Annotated in this window: 15 protein-coding genes; 2 read left to right on the top strand and 13 right to left on the bottom strand. The window is 70.9% G+C overall.

What is annotated here, in order from left to right; translation table 11 throughout:
• Positions 1–3: 3 nt before the first annotated feature.
• The 3 genes from WME73_RS50660 to WME73_RS50650 form a co-directional block, all read right to left on the bottom strand.
• A complete protein-coding gene (locus WME73_RS50660; protein ID WP_437914316.1) occupies positions 4–807 on the bottom strand; it encodes an HAD family hydrolase in 804 nt (267 codons plus the stop codon).
• A 245-nt stretch (positions 808–1,052) separates the two neighbouring features.
• Positions 1,053–2,384 carry an aspartate kinase gene (locus WME73_RS50655; RefSeq protein WP_437914315.1) on the bottom strand — a complete coding sequence of 444 codons (1,332 nt, stop codon included), beginning with the start codon at positions 2,382–2,384 and terminating at the stop codon, positions 1,053–1,055.
• 138 nt (positions 2,385–2,522) lie between these two features.
• A complete protein-coding gene (locus tag WME73_RS50650; RefSeq protein WP_437914314.1) occupies positions 2,523–3,788 on the bottom strand; it encodes a YkgJ family cysteine cluster protein in 1,266 nt (421 codons plus the stop codon).
• A gap of 464 nt (positions 3,789–4,252) precedes the next feature.
• Here WME73_RS50650 and WME73_RS50645 point away from each other — a divergent pair, with 464 nt between their 5' ends.
• Positions 4,253–5,713: a hypothetical protein gene (locus tag WME73_RS50645; RefSeq protein WP_437914313.1), complete on the top strand. Its 1,461-nt coding sequence runs from the start codon at positions 4,253–4,255 to the stop codon at positions 5,711–5,713.
• A 75-nt stretch (positions 5,714–5,788) separates the two neighbouring features.
• On the opposite strand, the gene WME73_RS50640 is transcribed toward WME73_RS50645, so the two are convergent.
• From WME73_RS50640 to WME73_RS50600, 9 genes are all read right to left on the bottom strand, one after another.
• The gene (locus tag WME73_RS50640) at positions 5,789–7,375 is read right to left on the bottom strand and encodes an MSCRAMM family protein (protein WP_437914312.1); all 1,587 of its coding nucleotides are present in this window, start codon (positions 7,373–7,375) and stop codon (positions 5,789–5,791) included.
• A 248-nt stretch (positions 7,376–7,623) separates the two neighbouring features.
• On the bottom strand, positions 7,624–8,148 hold the full coding sequence (locus tag WME73_RS50635; RefSeq protein ID WP_437914311.1) for a hypothetical protein: 525 nt from the start codon (positions 8,146–8,148) through the stop codon (positions 7,624–7,626).
• Between the two features lie 795 nt (positions 8,149–8,943).
• Complete coding sequence (locus WME73_RS50630) at positions 8,944–12,456, bottom strand: DVUA0089 family protein (protein WP_437914310.1); 3,513 nt, start codon at positions 12,454–12,456, stop codon at positions 8,944–8,946.
• A gap of 148 nt (positions 12,457–12,604) precedes the next feature.
• Positions 12,605–13,246: an NAD(P)-dependent oxidoreductase gene (locus tag WME73_RS50625; RefSeq protein ID WP_437548267.1), complete on the bottom strand. Its 642-nt coding sequence runs from the start codon at positions 13,244–13,246 to the stop codon at positions 12,605–12,607.
• 101 nt (positions 13,247–13,347) lie between these two features.
• Positions 13,348–14,121: an endonuclease/exonuclease/phosphatase family protein gene (locus WME73_RS50620; protein WP_437743445.1), complete on the bottom strand. Its 774-nt coding sequence runs from the start codon at positions 14,119–14,121 to the stop codon at positions 13,348–13,350.
• Between the two features lie 18 nt (positions 14,122–14,139).
• Positions 14,140–15,372, bottom strand: coding sequence for a phospholipase D-like domain-containing protein (locus WME73_RS50615; protein ID WP_437914307.1), 1,233 nt, complete (start codon positions 15,370–15,372; stop codon positions 14,140–14,142).
• 84 nt (positions 15,373–15,456) lie between these two features.
• On the bottom strand, positions 15,457–16,023 hold the full coding sequence (locus WME73_RS50610) for a cytochrome c maturation protein CcmE (protein ID WP_437914305.1): 567 nt from the start codon (positions 16,021–16,023) through the stop codon (positions 15,457–15,459).
• A gap of 270 nt (positions 16,024–16,293) precedes the next feature.
• A complete protein-coding gene (locus WME73_RS50605) occupies positions 16,294–17,889 on the bottom strand; it encodes a sigma-70 family RNA polymerase sigma factor (RefSeq protein WP_437914303.1) in 1,596 nt (531 codons plus the stop codon).
• Between the two features lie 138 nt (positions 17,890–18,027).
• Positions 18,028–18,681, bottom strand: coding sequence for a sigma-70 family RNA polymerase sigma factor (locus WME73_RS50600; protein WP_437914301.1), 654 nt, complete (start codon positions 18,679–18,681; stop codon positions 18,028–18,030).
• Between the two features lie 217 nt (positions 18,682–18,898).
• On the opposite strand from WME73_RS50600, the gene WME73_RS50595 reads away from it, so the two are divergent.
• Positions 18,899–19,558 (top strand): hypothetical protein, encoded by a 660-nt coding sequence (locus WME73_RS50595; RefSeq protein ID WP_437914299.1) that lies wholly within the window; start codon positions 18,899–18,901, stop codon positions 19,556–19,558.
• Here WME73_RS50595 and WME73_RS50590 read toward each other — a convergent pair.
• Positions 19,524–19,988, bottom strand: coding sequence for a hypothetical protein (locus tag WME73_RS50590; RefSeq protein WP_437914297.1), 465 nt, complete (start codon positions 19,986–19,988; stop codon positions 19,524–19,526). The two genes, WME73_RS50595 and WME73_RS50590, sit on opposite strands and share 35 nt — an antisense overlap.
• Positions 19,989–20,559 lie beyond the last annotated feature (571 nt).

The following is a 20,559-nucleotide window of genomic DNA, read 5'->3' as shown; positions in this document are numbered from 1 at the left end:
GGCTCAGGTGGCGAGCAGGACGAGCCCGGGGATCGTACCGGCGACCGCGAGCAGCTTGGGGCTCGGGGAGACCGCGACGGGCACCCGGGCCGTCCGGAGCAGGGCGGCGTCGTAGGCGCTGTCGCCGAAGGCCGCGAGCACCGCGAGCTCGGGGAAGATGCGCTGGAGGGCGCGGATCTTCCCCTCGCCGTAGGTCGCGGGCGCGCCGAGCTCGGGGGCGAGCCGGCCCTCGCGGACGGCCGGGGTCATCGCGGCGATGCGCTCGGCCGGGACGCCGAGGCGCGCGACGGCGCGCACGATCACGGCGCGCGGCGACGCCGAGACGACATAGACCGGGACGCCGCGCGAGCGCGCCCAGTCGAGGATCGGCAGCAGCGCGGGCCGGATCCGCCCGGCGTGGCCCCTCTCCTCGAGCACGCGGTCGACGAGCGCCGCGAGCTCGTCCTCGCGCCACCCCGCGAAGGCCCAGGCCATCATCGCGAAGGCCCTGTCCTCCGGGTAGCGCTCGGCGTTGAACGCCGCGTAGAGCGCGCTCGCGATCTCGTGCGCGCCGCCCTCCGCGGCGACGCCGAACGCCTCGGCCTCGCGGCGCAGCGCCGCCTCCGCCTCGGGCCGCGCGCAGCGCCCCGCGAGGAACGCCTCGAAGAGGTCGACGCCCACGTCCCCTTCCCAGAGGGTGCCGTCCGCGTCGAACGCGAGCGCGGGGGGCGTGGCGTACGTGCCGTGCGCGGCCTCGATCCGCCGCAGGATGTCCGTCGTGCTCTCGCGCTGGATCGTCGCGCTGCCGTCGAGGTGTGCCGCCGTCATGGTCTCCCCGGGGCCGGACGCCTGGTCCGACCGAGGCCTACGCCTACTGCGGCGCCCGCGTCGCGTCACGCCTGTCAACGTCGCGTCACCCGGCAGGAACACCGATCACGTCGAGGATCCGGGAGAAAACAACAGGGAGGCGAGGAGGCGAGGAGGAAGAGAAAGAAAAATCTCCCCGTCTCCTCGCCTCCCTGTGAATCGCTGCTGTTTCTCGAGGTTCAATCGGTTCGGCGCGCCAGGGGGCGTCACCGCGCCTTCTCGAAGAGGGAGTGGTGCAGGACGCCGACCGCGGAGGCGACGTGCGCGTCCTCGATGACCATCGACAGGTTGACGCTGCCCGTGGCGTAGCTGAGCATCTCGACGTTGACGCCGGCCTGGGCCATCGCGTCGAGCACCTGCGCGGCGACGCCCTTCTGCTTGGGCATGCCCTGGCCGACGATCACGAGGGTCGTCCGGTTGGGCAGGACCTCGCAGGCGCCGAACTGCTCGAGCTCGGGGAGCGCGCGGCTGAGCTTCCCGAGGTCGTCGGTGGTCATCGAGATCGAGACCTCGGACGTGGTGATCACGTCGATCACGACCTCGTGCCGGGCCAGCACGGCGAGCACCTGCGCGAGGAAGCCGACCTCGCCGAACATCCGGGTCGAGCTGATCTTGAGCACGACCTGCCGCTCGCGGTAGGCGATGCAGGTCACGGCCGGGGACGCGGCGTCGGTGTCGAAGTCGATGACCGTGCCGGGGTGGTCCGGCCGGTTCGTGTTGAGCACCCGCACCGGGATGCCCCTCTCCATGGCGGGCAGGAGCGTGGAGGGGTGCAGGACGCGGGAGCCGAAGAACGCGAGCTCCGCGGCCTCTTCGAAGCGCATCGTGGGGATGTTCCGGGCCGTCTTCACGACGCTCGGGTCGGCGGTCATCACGCCGTCGGTGTCGCTCCAGATCTGCGCCTCCTCGGCGCCGAGCCCCGCCGCGACCAGCGTGGCCGTGAGATCGCTCCCGTTGCGGCCGACGGTCGTGATCTCGCCGGCCTCGTTGCGGCCGACGAAGCCGGTGACGATCGGCACGATCCCCTCGGGGACGCGCTCGGCGAACATGGCCTTGATCCGGGCGTCGAAGCCGGGCAGCGGGCGCGCGCGGCCGAAGTTCGCGTCGGTGATGAAGCCGAGGTCCCAGACGTCGTAGGCGCGGGCCGGCACGCCGCTCCTCGCGAAGAAGTCCGCGATGCACCGCACGGCCATGCGCTCTCCGAAGCTCGCGATGTAGTCGAGGCTCCTCGGGCTGAGCTCCTTGACGAGGCTGATGCCGCGCAGGAGATCGGCGATCTCCTCGTAGAAGGGCGCGAGGAGGTCGGGCGCGCAGCCGAGCGACTCGGCGACCGCGCGCTGCTTGTTCACCGGGACGGAGGGATCGAACCGCCCCGTGGCGGCGGCCTTGGCGGCGTTGATCAGCGCGTCGGTCATGCCCTTGTGAGCGGAGCTCACCACGACGGGGCGGCGGGCCAGGCGAGCTCTGACGATGTGAAGAACCTTCTCGATCTGCGCGCGGCTCTCGACCGAGCTGCCGCCGAACTTCATGACGATCATGCGCGTGCCTCCATGGGCCAGCTGGCCCGGTGGGCGCGAGAATAGTCGCGGTCGGCGGTGAAGCGAGCCCGGCCTGACGTTGACGCGAGGTGCTAAGAGCCTGTCTCGGTAGCGGACCCAACCAGGCGGGCGATGGGCCTATGCCTCGGTCGCCAGGAGGGCCCGGAAGCTCTCGCGCTTCGTGAGCAGGAGCCAGCGCAGGTTCTTCATGAGCGTGCCTTGCTCCGAGAGGGCCGCGTGGCTCAGGAGGACGAGCTCGGCGACGCTGATGCCCTCCCGCACGTCCTCCAGGGAGACCTTGACCCTGCCATCCGCCGCGGCGCGGCAGCGGGCGAAGCGGGAGATCACGACGGTGGCCAGCGAGAGGTCGAGCACGGCCGCCAGGAGGTGCCTCGGCGCCGAGAAGATGTGCCGGCGCTGGAGCACGAGGCGCAGGTAGTCCTTCACGGCGGCCCCCTCGTCGCCGGCGAGGAAGCGATCGACCGTGCTCACACGCTGGAGCTTGAACGGCCTGGGGACGAACATCATATCGACGGTGCCTCTCCCGAGCATCCAGGCGGCCTTGTTCCCGAAGCTGCGCAGCGCCTGGAGCTCCGTCCACGAGGCCTTCTCGACCCGGTGGGGCTCGCGGACCCGCGACGGATAGCAGAGGTTGCCGAGGAGATAGGCGAACAGCACCCGCGCATAGAAAGAGGGCTTCTTGCGGGGCGCGAGCGGCTCGGGCTCCTCCTTGCCGGCCTGCCCGAGGGCGGCGTCGACCGAGGCGTCCGTCGCGCGCCCTTGGCCCTGGGGGAGAGCGCGCTCGAAGGCCGCCGTCCAGTCGTAGAGCCGCGCCAGCGTCGACGCCGGCGACGCGCCGGTCGCGAGCTGCTCTTCCCAGTGCCTCGCGGCGCGCAGATAAAGCGGCTGGGCGAGGATCACGCCGCTCAGCGTCGCCAGCGCCGTCGACATCCGCTCCGTGTCGCCTCGCTGCTGGAGCTTCGCCTTCAGCTGGCGGTCCACGGGCTTGCCGTAGTTGTCGCGGATCGACGGGCACAGCTGGGAGAGCTGCGCGACGACGACCTCCTTCTCGTCGCGGACGAACCCGAACGGGAACGCCTGGCACGACTTCGGGATGTACTCGTGGCCGAACCGCTTCTGCATGCTGCAGAGCATGTCGTCGTCGAGGAAGACGCACTGGAGCTGGCGATCCCGCTCCCGCACGGGCAACACGCCGCGCCCGATGACGAGGGCCCCCTCTTCCCCGACGCGCTCCCGCACCCAGGGCTCGGCGAGGTACCGCCTGGCTTCGTCGCCGCTGAAGCGGATGTTCCACGGCATCCGGCAGCACCGAGCTGGGCAGTCGCGGCACTCGAACTTCTGATTCGGGGGGTGGCTCGAGGGAGCGATGAGCTTCGTCGCCATGGGGCGGCGGGACCATACAACGCCACGGAGATCGGCGCTCGATCCCCGCGTGCCGCGTGTCCATCGCGCCCGGCGTGGCGCAGCGAGCCAGTGGGCTCAGGCGTGGCGACGGCGATCGGCGAGACGACGCGAAACGAGGACCGACAAAAAGACAGCGCCGCCGGGGCCTCAGGGGGGCGAAGGCCACGCCGGCGGCGCTGCCTACCATGAAGCACTGACCGTGCCATCCGGACGACCCCTAGGTAGCACCCCGAATTGCGGCCATGCGTCAGGGACATCCCCTACAGGGTTTCGTTTTTGAAACGTCACGGTCTCAGCATTGAACGATTGTAAGGGTTCTTTTCTTACCACCGTATTTCGTTCCGGACGTAACAATTCCAGTCAATCCAGGCTCTTTTTGCTGTTGTCGCAAGTTTTGCTGCGTTCCGTGGTCGAGCGCTGTACCTCTCTTTCAGGAGAACGACATGCGACTTGCTCTTCCCCTGTCAGCGGTCACAGCGATGTCTCTCGCGCTCGCCGCCTGCGGCGACGACGATGAGATCTCTCCGTTGGGAGCGGCGTCCAGCGCAGGCGGCCAGGGCGGCCAGGGCGGCCAGGGCGGTGACGGCGGCGAGGGCATCGCGCCGGACGGGAAGGCGGACGGCGCGGCCTGCGCGGTCAACGAGGACTGCCTCGGCGGGCTCTGCTTGACCGAGGAGGAGTTCGGCTGGGCGGGCGGCTACTGCACAAGGCTCTGCGACACGGCGCTCTTGCCCTGCGGTGAGGGCTCCGAGTGCCTGCCGCAGGGCAGCTTCTCGCTCTGTCTCAAGTCCTGTGAAGAGACGTCCGACTGCGGGAGGGCGGGGCATACGTGCGTCGACGTGACCGACGACGGGTGGACGATGTGCTTTGGCGGCTGCGACGACGACGCGCAGTGCAAGAGCGCCTGCGACGAGGACTCCGCGTTCTGCGTCTCGACGGGTGAGATCTGCGACAGCGCCGAGGACGAGGACAAGGACGGCCTGCAGGACTGCGAGGAGCGCGACTGCTCGACGAAGGCAGCGTGCGTCGAGGGCGTCGCCGCGGCGTGCGCGGAGGCCACCGACGTCTCGGAGGGCGGGAGGTTCACCGGCACGACGGAGGCCGGCACCAACCTGTTCGCGGCGCTCTGCCCTGGTATCACCACGTCCGTCACGGGCACGGGCATGCGAGAGCGGGTGTTCCGGTTCGTCGCGCCGGCGAAGGGCGCGGTCCAGATCGCCGCGACGGCGACGGCGCCGGAAGCCGACTTCGACTGGTACATCCGGGAGAGCTGCGACGACGAGGCGACGCTGCTCGGCTGCGTCCCTGCGTTCGGACCGGAAGACGCCCCGCTGGAGCTGCTCGCCGAGGCCGGTCAGACCTATTTCATCTTCATCGAGGGCAAGAACGGGATGGACGCGTCGTATACGCTCGACGTGTCCTTCGCGGAGGAGATCTGCGGGGACGGAGCGCGCGTCGGCACGGAGGAGTGCGACGACGGAGACGCCGTGGATGACAACGTGTGCAGCGGCGAGTGCAAGGTGAACCTGGAGCCCCTGTGCGCGGCCGCGGCGACGCTCACGGAGGCAACGACGGTGGGCGACACCTCCGAGGGCACGCAGGGCGTCACGGCGTCGTGCGGCGGCGAAGGCGGGGAGCTCGTGTACCGGTATACCCCGGAGGAGAGCGGCGACCTGACGATCACCGCGACGCCGGAGGGCCACGCCGATGTCGTCCTCTACGCGCGCAGCGACTGCGCAGACCAGGGCAGCGAGCTCGCCTGCGTGGATGATCCCTTCGAGTCCGGGTGGCCCGAGTCGATCACGGTGACGGGGACAGCAGGCCAGCCGATCGACATCTTCGTCGACAGCTACAACGCCGCCTCCTCGGGGCCGTTCACGCTGACCATCACCCCGGCGGAGTGACCTGAAAACGCGGACCGGCCGTCCAGGAGGCTCCGCCTCCGGACAGCCGGGAGATCGCCGCTGGCGCTGCGCTCGCTACCGCAGCGGGAGATCGGCCTCCTTGCCCTTCATGCTGGGCAGGTCGATCACCTGGAGATCCGCCGTCTTGACCTCGCCCGCCTTCACTTGCACGCCGGTCCCGATGCTCGTCGACTCGACGTTGATGATGTAGCCGCCGGCCGGGAGCCCGGACGCGCGGAACGAGCCGTCCTCCGCGGTGACGGGGTAGAACATGCCGATCGCGCCGTCGTCCCCGATCTGGGTGGCCATCATGAGGCGAGCCCCCGGGAGCGGCTTGCCGGCCACGGTGACGCGGCCGCGGATCTCCCCGGTGCCCCGGGGCGCAAAGGCGATGTCGTGCTGCGTGTTCTTCCCCTCCTCGATGCCGACCGCCGCGAGCATCACCTCCTCGCCTCGCCGCATCATGACGCGGAGCTCGCCGGGCGGGACCTGGTCGAAATTGAAGCTGCCATCCTCGTCGCTCACCGTGTTCACGAAGCCGATCGGGCGGTGCATGAGCGTGAGCCGGGCGCCGGCGACGGGCTTGCCCTCGGCGTCTCGCGCCACCCCGGAGAGGCTCCCGCCGGGCGACATCACGAGCTTCACCGGCTTCAGGCCGTCGCAGCCCGCGACCTCGATCTCGGTCGAGCTCACGGCGTTGCTGCCGTCATAGCCGCGGACGACGATCGTGCCCTTCGGCACGTGCGGCAGGCTGAAGGAGCCGTCGTCCTCGGTCTGCGCCTGCGCGGCGGCCTCCATGGACAGGCTGCTCAGCTCGCCGACGGCGAAGAGCGACTCGGCGTCCACGTACACCCCGGGCAGCGGAGCGCCGGACGAGTCCACCGCCTGCCCGCTCAAGGTACATCCCTTCGAGAGGGTCAGATCCATCTTCTCGACGTCTCCGGCGCGCACGTTGACGTTCGTGGAGAACGCGGGCGCGAACTCCGCCGCCGTCGCCCTGACGACGACGTCCCACGAGGGCAGCTGATCGACGCGGAACGAGCCGTCCGGGCTCTCGAACGTGCGAGAGAACAGGGGCGGCGTCGCCGGCGTCTCCGCCGTCACGGCCGAGAGGATGTCGATCGAGAAGCGGCGCACGGGCTCGCCCCGCTCGTCCAGCACGCGCCCCTCGATGACGCCGCTCTTCGGCAGCACGAGGCTCACCGCCTCACCGGGGCGCGCCGTGGTCGACGTGGTCCCGTACCCATCGACGCTCGCGCTCAGCTGATAGGTGCCGTCCGGGAGCGTGAGCTCGAACCGCCCTCCATCGTCGCTCTTCACGGAGCCCGCGGTCGAGAGCACGTTGCCGGCGACCTCGAAGGTCATGGCGACGACGGTCGCTCCGGCGAGGGTGTTCCCGTCCGTGCCATAGACGAGGCCGCTGATCGTGGGCCGCGCCTCCTCCTTCGCCGCCGGCGCCGGGCCGCGCACGAGCGCCCTGTTGCGGTAGCGGACGTGCTTCTCGGCCCCGGCGGCCGGGCCACTCGCCCCGGCGGTCTGCTCGTCCCCGGAGCGGAAAGCGAGGAAGAGGGCGACGCCGGCGAGGGCGGCCAGGAGCAATCCGGCGGCGATCCACAAGGGCCGGCGCGAGGGGTTCCGTTGCGACGAACTCGGTTGCATCATTGTTCCTCCAGACAAGTTGACCTGGCTAGAGCCCTGCGGCCGGGAGCTCGGCAGAGGCGGAGAAGAGAAAGGGGCCGCCGGCGTTCCGCCGGCGCCCCCTCCCCAATCCGCACGACGCGATCGACGAGCGCCTCCCCGACCTGCCCGGGGCCGTTACTATGGGCTTTCTGCAGGGAGGCTCTCGCCGATCGGTCGGACGCCGGGCGCCGTCTCAGAGCCCAGTGAAGACCGGTCTCAAAGGCACGCCGTCAGTAGCAGTGCGGGGCGTACGTGACCGGCACGGGCATCGACAGCGCGGAATAGAACTGAATCGTGGCCTTGATCGTGCCGGTGAAGTCGTCCTCCATCCCCACGAAGTTGCAGATAGGCGCCTTCTGGAGCCGTGAGGTGATGCCGGTGCTGGGCGGGAACGCCACGGTGCTGGGCGGGATCGGCACAGAGGGCAGGAGCGAGATGCTCCCGTCCGTGAAATAGAAGGAGTTCCAGTCGCAGTCGTTGCTCCCGATCGTCGTCTGCTGGCGAAGGAAGATGTTGGCGGCAACGGCGGCGCCCGGGGCCGCCACGACGCCCCACTTGCACACGTAGCCGCACTCATCGTTGAACGGGGTGCCCGCCTGCTCGGCCAGCTGGCAGACGGTCGTACCGACCGGCACCTTCCTCAGGCCGGTCTTCATCGACACGTTATAGATACAGTCGTTCCGGATGGCCAAGGCGCTGCCCGAGATCGACGTGACGGTTGCGAAGGCGAGCACCCAACGAGCGAAATTCTTCATGAGAAATACCTCCGAGGAATCGAATCTGTGGTGAAGTTTGATGCAGATACCTATCCAGATCGTCACCCAAGGGATGCAATCCCCCGGGGCCAGCGCCAGGAGAGCGGTGCCCCGACGGGAGCGACGCACGTCGTCGTCGTCCCGTCACGGTCACGCTCCCGGAGGAACCCGCCCCGAGGTCATGACGCGAACAACAGGAGACTATTCTCCCCGCGGTCTCACGCAAGCACTTTTGACTGGCATCTTTCCGGTCAAAAACAGGACGGAGTTAGAACCAGGGAGAATACCGGCACTCCTCGACAATAAACTCATGTCCTCTGCCTCGAACGCACCCCGCGGGCTCCTACATCCAGCCGAAGTATCACGCACCCGCGCGATAGAGGCGATGTACGCCGGCGCCGCGAGGCGCGGCCGAGGGCGGGAATCGCCGGGCGACGCCAGGGCGGGCGCGCGCCGGGGGCGCGGGCGAGGCAAAAGGCAGCTCCGTGCCGCCCCCGGCGCTCGATCTACCTACCTACCTACCTACCGAAGACGCCTCGCGAAGGCGCTTGTGGGTATGGCCCCCCCATGCGGCTCCGATGAGGACCGCGGAGCCACACCGCGCGGCGGCGCGCGGAGCGCGGCAGTCTCGCGATGATGGGATATCGAGACATCGAGTCGCCGAGCGGCGGCGGGTGCGTCCCGGCCTCCCGGCGGCGCCCGGCGCGCGGCATCGGACGCGCGGCGGCGGACACGCGCCGTCCCGGCCGGACGGGGCCACCGGTGATTCAGGACGTCCGGCGGCGTCCGCGCTCGTCAGCGGAGCGTGACGGCCAGCCGGTACTCGAAGAGGGCCGCGGTGCCCGAGGCGCCAGACGCGGCGCGGACGCGGAGGAAGTACCGCCCCGCCGGTAGCGCGTGAGCCCCGGGGTGGCGCGGGGCGTCCCCGGCGCCGTCGAGGAGCGAGCAGTTGCCCCGGCCGCCGTCGTCATCGTCCGCGATGAGCGAGCCCGCGGCGTCGAACAGCGACAGCCGGCTGTCGATCTCGAGCGACTCGCACGCCTCCTCGCCGCCCTCGATGATCTCCGCGCGGATCGACCGGCCCTCCGGGACATCCACGGCGTAGAAGTCGAAATCGTCGGTCGTCCGCGCGCCGGCGATGAACCCGTCGGATCCGACGGATTTGCTCGCGGTGGCGATGGTGCCATTCGGCTCTTCCTCGGCGCCCGCCGGCGCGAGGATCTTGGCCTGGAGGAGGTAGAGCGGAAATTCCGCGCCGCCCTCGCGCGCCGCGACCTCGACGTCGTGGTCGCCGGAAGGCAACGCCACGACGAGCGCCGAGCATCCGCCGATGCCGCCCGCGTACGCTGCGTCGGAGAGCCCCTCGTCCGTCGCGACCGTCCCGCCCGCCGCGTCGAGCACGCGGAGCGTCGTGAGGAGGCCTCCCTCGCAGCCCGCCGCGGTGCCGTCGAAGACCTCGAGGCGCACGACCGAGGCGACAGGCAAGCTCAGGCGGAACACGTCCCTGTCGCCGCCCGCTGCGAGGCTCGCCGCGAGGAGCGCGTCGCCCGAGATCACGAGATCGCTCGCCCCGGCCTGCGCGGGGGTGTCGTTCGGCTCGATCTCGGCGGTCACCGCCTCGAGCTGGCAGGCGGGGCTGCACCCGTCGCCGCCCGCGGCATTGCCGTCGTCGCACCCCTCCGGCGCGTCGAGCAGGCCGTCGCCGCAGACCGGGAGCCTCTCGCAGCGGGCGCTGCACCCCGCGCCGCCGTCGCACTCCTCCGCGCCCTCCCTCACGCCGTCGCCGCACGAGGCGTCGAGCGAGACCCGCAGCGTGTAGCGGGCCCCCGGCTGCTCCGGGAAGCCGCTGACCCGGACATGGTATGTCCCGGGATCCAGGCGGCGCGCCGCGGCCCCGCCGGGGCTCCTCGAGTCGATGAGCGAGCAGGCGCCGATCCCGCCGTCGTCGTCGGAGGCGAGCACGGTCGCCCCCTCCGGGGAGAGGAGGGAGAGGACCGTATCGACGCCCTCGGCGCACCGCGCTGGGCCGCTCGAGTCGAAGGTCTCGAGCCGGAGATCGGATACGGTCGTGACCTGCAGGGCGAACAGGTCGACATCGCTGTCCGGCTCGATCGCGCCGGACACGAGCGCTCCCGGCGCAACAGCGCCGTTCGCCTCGGCCTCGGCAGGGGTCGAGTTGGGCTCGATCTCGGCGATCGCCCCCTCGATCCGACATGCGGCGTCGCAGCCATCCCCGCCTCCGGTGTTGCCGTCATCGCAGACCTCGGGTTCGTCGATGAAGCCGTCGCCGCACACCGGGACGCGCTGGCACGTCGCCCCGCACGCGGCGCCGCCGTCGCACTCCTCCAGGCCCTCGACCACGCCGTCGCCGCAGAGGGCCGTTGTCCGCGCGCGCACGGTATATCCAGCGATGGAGTCTCCTCCATAGTCCTGGACGCGCATGTAGTAGACGCCCGGCGCGGTGACGGCGGCGCGGATACGGGAGCACCTGGCTTCGCCGCCGTCGTTGTCCTCGGCGATCACGGCGCCGTCGGGCCCGAGGAGCTGCACCGCTGTGTCGATGCCGCGGCACGACGTCGGGCCGGTCGCGTCGAAGGTCTCCACCTCCAGCTCGGCCAGGCCGGGGACGTCGACGGCGAAGAAGTCGGCCTCTCCCGGCGGAGAGATCGACGCGGTGAACAGCGCCCCCGCCGCGGTCGCCCGACCCGCGGTGGCCTGGCCTCGCGCGTCGTTCGGCTCGATCTCCGGGAGGGTCCCCTCGAGCTGGCACGCGGCGCTGCAGCCATCTCCGCCCTCGGTCCCGCCGTCGTCGCACGCCTCGCCGCCGTCGATGGCTCCGTCGCCGCACACCGGGATCCGCGCGCACCCCGAGGAACACCGCTCCCCGCCGTCGCACGCCTCGCCTTCCTCGATCACCCCGTTGCCGCAGAGCGAGGTGAAGGCGACGAGGAGGTCGTACCCGGGGATGGAGGCGTCGTTGTTGAACTCCTCGACGGTCACGTAATACGTGCCCGGCTGGAGCCGTGTCGCCCTGTCGTCGACGCTCGAGTCGATGAGCGAACAAGCCTCGGGGCCGCTGTCGTCGTCGCTCGCCAGCGCCGTCGTGCCGTCCACGTCGAGCAGCTGGAGGAAGGTGTCGACTCCCTCGACGCACTCGTTCAGCCGCCCGGGGCTGAACGTCGCGAGCTGGACGTCCGCGAGGCCCGGCACCTCGAAGGCGAAGACGTCGATATCGCCGAGGGGCTCGATCGCCGCCGAGACGAGCACGTTCGGCCGGAGCACGGCGCGCCCCTCCGCCTGCGCCGCGGTGTCGTTCGGCTCGACCTCGGGAGAGCGGAGCTCCAGCTCGCACGCCGCGCTGCAACCGTCACCGCCGGTCGTATCGCCGTCGTCGCAGAGCTCCGGATCCTCCAGCACGCCGTCGCCGCACACCGAGGTATCCAGCGTGAGGGAGAGCGTGTAGTCGAACGTCGCGGGCTCCACTTCAGGGGAGATCTGCACGCGCACGAAATACTCGCCAGGGCTCAGCTTGCGCAGCGCCAGGAAAGAACAATAATCGTCGTCGGCGACATCGTCGTTGTCCTCGATGCTCGCCAGGCTCGCGTCGAAGATCGTCACATGGGTATCGACGCCGAGCGAGCTGCACGTCGTGCCCAGCGGGCCATCGAGCGTCTCTGCCTTGATGCGCCCTACCGACCCCTCGGGGACGGTCACCGAGAACACGTCCACGTCGGATTCGGGGTCGATGAACGCGCGGATCCGACCGCCGGGCGCGATGGCGAAGGCGTCGTTGGCCGAGGCGAATCCGTCGTTCGGCTCGACCTCACAGCCGGACTCGATCTGACACGCGCGCGAGCAGCAATCGCCGTCCTTGTCGCCGCCGTCATCGCAGGTCTCCGCGCCGCCCAGCGCGCCGTCGCCGCACCCGCTCGTACACACGCTCGGCGCCCCGGCGCACGCGAACCCAGGCTCGATCGCGCAACCCGGATCGCACCCGTCGCCGGCCGTCCGATTCCCATCGTCGCACACCTCGGCAGGAGCGCTGACCGCCCCATCGCCGCACACCGGGCCGGCCGCGCCGCCCTGCCCACCGCTGCCGCCTTCTCCGCCGCTACCGCTCTCTACGCCGCTGCCGCCTTCTCCGCCGTTACCGCTCTCTACACCGCTGCCGCCCTCTCCGCCGTTGCCTCCGGCTGCGGGTGCGTCGATCTTGCTGCGGTCCGCTGAGACGAGCAGCTCGCACCCGCTCAGTGAAATCAGCGCCAGACCGAGGAACCATGGGAGAGCGGTCCTGGGGGAGAAAATCATGGTTTATGAGGCCTCTGCTCGGCAGCACCGCGAGGATCACGGCGATCGCGGCATTCGTGGCGATCACCGCAGGCTGGCCACGACGGCGGGGGCGGCAGCAGACCGATGCTCCGCGGCTGCGTCAAGAGATGACGACCGCGCCGCGCCCTCAGTACGTCACGACGATCGCCTTGCGGAGGTACTCTTCGCTCTCCAGCTGGGAGAGCATGAAATACGCCAGATCCTCGCGCGAGATCGTGGGGCCGCCAAAGAGGTAGCCCTCCGGCGGCGAGGGGTCGACTTCGGCGCGGCACTCCTTGGTGAGCCGCCCGTCGGTGAGCTTGGGGACGCGCACGACGGTCCAGGCCACATCGCTCCGGCGGAGGGCCTCTTCCATGCGCAGCATGTCGGAATACCTGTTGCGGAGCATCGGCTTGACCAGGAGCCGGAACCAGAGCGCAGGCTGCTGCTCCTCGCCGATGCCCGCGGCGGTGACGGCGATCAGGCGGCGGACGCCATGCTCCTTCATCGCGCGCAGGACGTGGACGATGCCGTCCGAGTAGACGCGCGTCGGACCCAGGCCGCGCGATCCCAGGGCCGAGAGGACGGCGTCGTGGCCGGACACGGCGCGCGACACCTGCTCGGCATCCATGATGTCGCCGCGGAGCGCGCGCAGCCGCTCATGGTGCGGGACAGGGATGGTGGCGGGCGTGCGCGCGAATGCCGAGACCTCGTGTCCAGCCTCCAGCGCCTGACGGATCAACGCGGCGCCCGTGCCGCCGGTCGCCCCCAAGATCAGCAGCCTGCTCATGTGCCGCCAGCCTACCCGGTCCGCCGCAGCGGGTACAATTTGCGCGCGAATGCCTCATCCATCGAGATCTGCTGGAGATCCGGGCGAGCGGGGCCCGCCCTTCAGGCGCCGAGCCGCAGCCACGCGGCCACGCCGTGGTGATCCGAGCCGGAGAACGGCGCCCGCTCGCAGCGCGTGATCGCCCACCCCTCGCCCGGTTGAACGAAGACATAATCGATGCGGCGCAGCGGCAGGCCCGCGGGCCAGGTGCCGCCCGCTTTGCCGGGGTGCGCCTGCGTCCAGGCGTCGAGCCAGGAGCCGTTTCCGGCGCTCGCCTGGAGATAACAGACCGCCTCTTCGCTGGGGAGCGCGTTGAAGTCGCCCATCAGCACGGCGCCGTGGCTCCCCGACTTCTGACGCTCGCGCGCGGCGAAGCTCACGAGCTCACGCACGGTGCGCGCCCGCGCGCGCTTCGACAGCGAGAGGTGCGTGACGAGCACGTCGACCACCGCGCCGGCGTGCCGGATCGCGGCGCGCAGGACGACGCGCTGGCTGTCGCGCTCGAACGGGTCGTCGCGATCGAGCGTGAGCGCCTCCACGGAGTGATCGAGCACCTCGATGTCCTCCCGGCAGAGCAGCGCGACCCCCTCGCACTCGCCGCTCGCGGCGACCCTGCCCGGCGCGAACCAGGCCCGGTATCCGCCGGCGAGCCGCGAGAGCTCCCCGGCCTGGCCGAGGTCGCCGCTCGCCGCCGGCGCGTGCACCTCCTGGAGCCCGAGGAGGCAAGGGCGCAGATCGCCGATGAGCCTGGCAAGCATCGTCCGGCGCCGCTCCCAGAGGGCGACTCCCCCCCAGATGTTCTGCGTCAGGACGACGAGATCGCGATCGTGGCTCAAATGCCTCCTCCTCGGGCGTCAGTCCGGGGATGTCTTGACCAGCTTGTCGAGGAGGCTCAAGGCCCCGTGAGCGAGCCAGTCCGCGGCCTTGCCCCGGAGCGACCGCGCCGCGAGCGTGCCCCGGGTCACCGGCCGCGAGTCCGCCCTGTCCCGCGAGAACAGGTCCGCCACCTGCGCGACGAACGCCGGATCGAACACGAAGAGATTCACCTCGTTGACGGCGCTCAGGCTGCTCGGGTTCGCGTTGAACGTGCCTATCGTGCACCAGTCGCCGTCGACCAGCGCGAACTTCGAGTGCAGGACATCCCGCTGGTACTCGAAGATCGTGAAGCCGCGATCGAGCCACGCGGCGTGCTCGGCGCGCGCGGCGCGCTTGATGATCGGCAGATCGGTCTCGCCGGGGAGGATGATCTGGACGTCGACGCCGCGCGCGGCCGCGTCGACGAGATCCTTGAGCATCCCGGCGGGCGGGAAGAAATAGGCGTTCTCGATCCAGATGCGCTCCCGCGATCGCCGGATCGCCTCGCGGTAGCGGGCATAGACGCGCGCGTTGTCGTCCGGCGTGTCCGCGACGAGCTCGAGATCCGGGTACTTGCGCCCCGTCGCGTAGTCGCGCACCCCCTCGGATCCGCCGTCGGCCTCGCGCCAGCGCTGCTCGAAGAGGAAGGCGAAATCTTCGACGCAGGGGCCCTCGAGGCGCATACAGACATCGTGCCACCCCCTGCCCCCACGCCGCTCCGGGAGCCACTCGTCTCCCCACGCGGCGCCGCCGGTGTAGGCGTGATCGTCGATCACGATGACGCGCGAGTGATCCCGCGGCAGGAGCCCGCCGTGGCCGAGCCCGGGCGCCATGGGGCGGTAGGCGCGGACCTCGATGTCGCGGCGCCGGAGCTCGTCGAAGAACGGGGCGTCGGTCTCGTGCGAGCCGAGCGGATCGTAGAGGAGCCGCGCGCGCACCCCGCGCGCCGCGGCCCGCCCCATGACGTCGGCGAACGCGCTCCCGAGCACGTCGTCGCGGTAGATGTACGTCTCGATGTCGACGCGCCGCTCTGCGCGCTCGACGTCGCGGAAGATCGAGCCCAGCACCGCCTCCATGCCGGGCAGGAGGGTGAGCGCGTGCTGCGCCGTCAGAATGGGGCCGATCGGCTTCGACGCGCCGCCGCCGGAGCGGCCCGCTGGCGGATCGCCCGGAACAGGCGAGCTGCGTCCGTCGCCCACGGGGCTCAGCAACCGGCGGTCACGGGAGATCATCGCCGAAGTGTGGAGGATGCGCGGGGGAAGACGAGCGCTACCCGGCCCGCCGGCGCTGCGCCGCGCGCGGGCGGGCGCGTTCGCTCACTTGAGGGAGAGCGGGCCCTCGCCGGGCTGGGCGCCGCCCTTCATCTCGTGCGAGTTGGGATCGTACTTCGAGGTGCACTTGGCCATCACGAGGCTCGCCTCGAAGTCGCCGCCCTGCGAGAGCGCGCCCTCGACGGTCACCTGGACGCCGCCGCTCGGGACGTCGCGGAAGGTGTCGGGGATGACGCACTGGGCGTAGCGCACGGGCAGCGGCGCCTGCGTGCCGTGGATCTGGAAGCGGTACTCGCAGGGCGAATCGCGCTTGACCAGCGTGCCGGGCACGAGCTCGCCCTCGACCCGGACCTTGCGGCCGGCGAGCTTGTCCTTCGACGCGAGCAGCTGATCGACGGGCGTCGCGTAGACGGCCGCTTCCTTGAAGCCGACGAGGAACAGGGCGACGAGCGCGCCCACCATGACGAGCAGCGTCGCCAGCAGGCCGAGGCTGCGCGACGGGCGCGGCTTCGGCGCCTGGCTCGCCGCGGCCGGCTTCACCACCGCCGGCGTATCCTGCTGCTCTGCGAGAGACAGCGCCTGGGCCAACTCGTCGTCCAGCTTCTTGCTCATCGGGGATAGGTACAGGCTAGCCCGCGCCCCGCGGACGGTCGAGCACCACCTGCACGGCCTCGGGCCCGGCCGGCGGCGTCCTCCCGTTTGGGCGCCGCGGCGGACAGCCGTACCGGAGTTCTCCCTCGCGAGCGGACCCGACGAACCCGCGCGCCCGCTCGCGGAGGGCCGAAGCGCGGGCCGAGTCCTCGGACGCGAAAGCAACACCGAGGCCGCGCGGCCCCTCGACGCCCCTGCCGCGCGCGCCCGTGCGGGCCAATGCCTGGGCCCTCATGGGCTGTTGATGGCCGCCTCGATGGCGGGGAGAAACACGGCGTGAGGGAACGCCGCGCGGAGCCGCTCGGCGCGCGCGCGGGCGTCGGCGCGCCGCCCGGCCTGGACGAGGGCCTGGATGGCCAGCGCCTCGCGCAGCTGGGCTCTCGGGCTGCGCGGGTAACTCCGCTCGTGCAAAGCCAGCACGTCGAGCGCCTCTGTCGCCTTCCCTTCGCTGAGCGCAATTCCGGCGCTGCTGAGCAACGCGCTCTCCTCGGTCGTGTGGTGCTCGCTGGGCGGAGCCGCCTTGCGGGAGGGGGCGCGTGACGGCCCTGCTGCCGCGATCTCGACAGCCGCCGGGGATCCAGCGCTCCCGACGGTCGCGGCCACGGCGCGCCCGTCCGCGGCGCCCCCGCTGCGCCCGGCCCCGGCGCGCTCTGCTCGCTCGGGCGCGGCGCGCTCGGCTCGCTCGGACGCGGCGCCGTCGGCCTCGGCGCGGACGGACACCACCGGCGCCGCAGCGGGCGGCGGGAGCATGGCATAGACGAGGCCGGCGCCGGCCCCGGCGCCCCAGACGAACAGCGCCGCCCCCGCCTTGATGAGCCTGGATCGCGCGATCGTGACGACCGGCGGCGTGCGCTTCTCCCCGGTGGCACCGGCGGCCTCCACCGCGTTCCCGGGGCGGCGCCGGTGGGACGACGTAGCGCCTGCGTCGGGCTGTGTTGCAGGGGCGCCGGCGAGGCTGTCCGCGCCGCGGGCCAGCCCTCCTGTCAAAGCGAGCGACCGCTGGAGCCGCGCCCAGAGCGGCCCGGCGAGGTCCTGCGAGAGGCCGAGCCGGACCCCGCCTGCGTCGAGCAGCAGGGGTCTGTCGGCCAGGGCGAACGGCGCCAGGGCGAAGCGCAGGCGGCGAAGGCCGAGCGCGTCCGGGTCCCGCGCGGAGAGTCGTTTGACCGCGGCCGTGAACTCGCTGCGAGCGCGTCTCAGCCGATCCCATGCGGTGTTCACGGGGATCTGGAGGGCCTGCGCGACGTCGCGCATGTCGCTGCCCTCGAGGTCGTAGAGCACGAACACCGCTCGTCGTTCCCTCTCGATGCGCTGGATGAGCTCGCGGACGATACGCTGGGTTTCGACCTGTGCGACCCGGCGCTCGGCGTCGAGCCCGGGGTCTGCGAGCTCGATGGGTTCGCCATCGTCGAGCGCGAGCAGCTCCCGCTGGTTCCGGGCGAGCTCCCGGTGGCGAAGGGCGACATGCGCGCTGATGCCCGCGACCCACGACTTGAGCGACAGGCAAGGATCGTGGTCCTCGAGGCGCCGGTGAACGACGAGAAACACCTCGTGAGCCACGTCGTGAAGATCCCGAGACGCGACGCCGAGCCGCCAGAGCACCGCCAGGACGTATGGAAGCAAGGTCTGATAGACCTCCTCGAAAGAGGGCCGCGGGGACGACCCGATGGCGGACGCAGGCTCCCGATCGGGGACGGCGAGCTCGGGGTCGGGCGCCGGCGCCGCCTCCTGGGCGGGTGCAGGCGCAGGCGCCGCCTCCTGGGCGGGTGCAGGCGCAAGCGCCGGGTCGGGCGCAGGAGGGGGCGCTGGGCGTGCTCGGGGCTCTTTCATGGATAGGTAGTCCGGCGACGCCGCCCGGCTCGTTGCGAAATCGTACACGGGCTCGGCGCGACCGGCCGAGCGGGTGCCGAGCGAAGGCCTCACCCCGGCAGCAGCGTCACCGAACGGCGCCCTCACCGAACGGCGCCCTCACCGAACGGCGCCCTCACCGAACGGCCACCTCGGTGAGGCGAGCCTTTCAGCCAGCGCCCTCCTGGCGCGACGCAACCGGCTGGCGGCCGAATTGGGGTTCATGCGGCGCGTCCGTGCCCAGGCGACGAGGCTGAGGGGCCCGGCCGCCGCGAGGAGGACCTCGCGATGGCCCGCGGGGAGCGCGGCGACCTCGCGGAGCGCGGCGCGGGCGAGGAGCTCTCCCTCGATGTCGACATGCGCCTGGCCGGCGGGCGCGGGCGGCGCGCCGCACAGGATCTCGCGGCGGACGGAGGCGCGCTCCCGGTAATGGGACACCTGGCGCCAGACGACGCCGTGCAACCATGCGCGCAGCGCGGCGCGCGGGTGCCGCCGTGGGTCCGGGCGGTACCTGCGCGCTCGGATGGCTTCCCAGGCGCCGAGGAGCACCGTTTGGCGGAGATCCTCCAGGTCGCGTGCGGGGACGCGGAGGGCGCGGAGCAGGAGGGCGACGAACGGTCGCTCGGCCCAGAGGACCTCGATCGAGGGCGACACCACCGGGTGGAGCGCCTCGTTCGGCGCGCTGCGCGCGCGGTGGCGCGCCCGGGGTTCCAGCGCATCGGAGGACAGGCGGCGGCCTTCCCGCCGGCGGGGGATCGGCAACGGGGTCTTCATGGGAGCGGAGTCCGGGACCGCCCCGCTTCTCGCTGCACAATCGACAGGCCCGCGTATCGGTGGGGCGCCGGAGCGCTCGTTCTGGCGGCAGGCGGGGGACCGGCGCACGACGGGGACAGCTCGGGTCCTCGTGAAGGGCGACTTCCCTTGCGGCGGCCCCGAGGCTCCCGCGATTTCGTTCGTTGCCCCTACTGGGTGGGACGGGACATGCACCTCGGTGAATGCCGTCGAGGGGTCGCGGAAATCATCGCCGGCTTCCGTGCTGCGCGGCGAGCTCTTCGCCGATGCACGCCCTCCGGACGATATTCACTCCTGCGGATTCTCGTCGTCCTTCAACCTCAGAATGGACACCAGATGCCCCTGCCGCATGGCACCGTCCCACTCGGCGGACGTGGGCCCGCTGGTTGCGTCGGTCGCCGGTACCATGCGAATCGTTCCAACGGTTGCCGCCCTCGTTTCTCTCCATGGAGTCGCTCTATGTGTTGCATCTTGTATCGTGCACCCATCAGAAAATGCCGATGAGAGGGAGACCGACACACCAACCAGCGAGCCAGAAGCTGACAATCTGACACTTGACGACGAAACGGAGGACGTTTCCACGACCGAGCCGGAGGCGATCGGCAGCTTCAAGATCATCCGCTGCAAGAGATATGAGCACGGCGCTGACTGCATGATGAAGTGCGCCGATGCAGGAATATCTTGTCAGGCCGGACGAAAACACCCGTACAAATCCAACGTCAAAACTGGACTACTGTGGCAGTGCAGAGGCCTCGGCGTGGCCACCAGCTGCTGGTACTATTACGAAAACGGAGATAGCTGTACGTTCTTCTTCGGAGCTCCCGTCATGTGCCGCTACCTGGGTGGAACTCCTGATTGAGAGAGCGCGCGCAGAACGCGGCTTTCCGCGCCGCGCGCTGCCAGTCCGGTCCGAACAGAGACTCCATGGATCGAAGAGCGAGCGGGCCGAGCTCGGGCGACCGCTCACCGCCCGAGAGCGCAGCGGAACCCAGTTCGCGGAGTCGCCGCATCCGCTCGATGTCTTCCGCGGTGATGGCCGTAGGCCCGTGCAGGCGACCGCGCATCTGCTCCACCATCGCCCCCTCGGCGGCGGTCAGGGTGTTTTCCCACGCCACGGGATCCACCTGGAGATCGGCGTCGCCGCGCTCGATCGCGTCGGCGAGGATGCGGATGTAGCCGGCGGCGTAGACCGTGGTCATGGTTGCCCAATCGAGCAGATCCTCGTCCTCTTCGCTGAGCAGAGGCTCTTCTTCGTCGTCGTTGGTGAGGGGCTGATCCGGGTCAGACATGCCCGGAGTCTAGTGCAGTCTCACGATGCGGAAAGGCGCGGCGGCGTCATCTCGTCCGAGGACGGTCTGGAGCGCGATAAGAGAAGGTCACCGCGCACCAGACCGCGCCTGGCTCCCCTCGTCTGCTGATGGGGGCGCACGGCCAGGCGGACTCCTGGCGCCGCACCTCGCTCGGTCCGCTCGCCCCTCATGCGGGGCAGGCGGGGCAGACACCCTGGCATGACGTTCGCGCTGTAACTCCCGCGCAACGCTCACCGTTGCGCCGGAGATGGCTCCGCGCAGCAGGATCGCCCCGGCCATGGCTGCCCTCCTGGGAGCGCCAGCTTGCGGGGTGGCGGACGAAGCGAGTGATCCAGATCGGAGCGACGTGGAAGACGTCGATCGGCGCGCTGCATGCGCGGCGGCGCGTCCGGGGTCCCGGCGCATCGGAGGCAGGCGGCAGCCCTCCCGCCGGGGAGGGATCGGCAATGGGGTCTTCATCGGCGCGATTTCCGGGACTGCCCCGCTTCTCGCTGCACAATCGACGGGCCCGCGTACCCAGGGGGCGCCAGAGCGCTCGTTCTGGTGGCAG

Origin of the sequence: Sorangium sp. So ce302 (assembly GCF_051530145.1) — a bacterium.
Classification (GTDB): Bacteria; Myxococcota_A; Polyangia; order Polyangiales; family Polyangiaceae; genus Sorangium; species Sorangium cellulosum_B.
The sequence above is the reverse complement of the archived record's forward strand: the minus strand, read 5'-3'. Positions and strand labels throughout refer to the sequence as shown.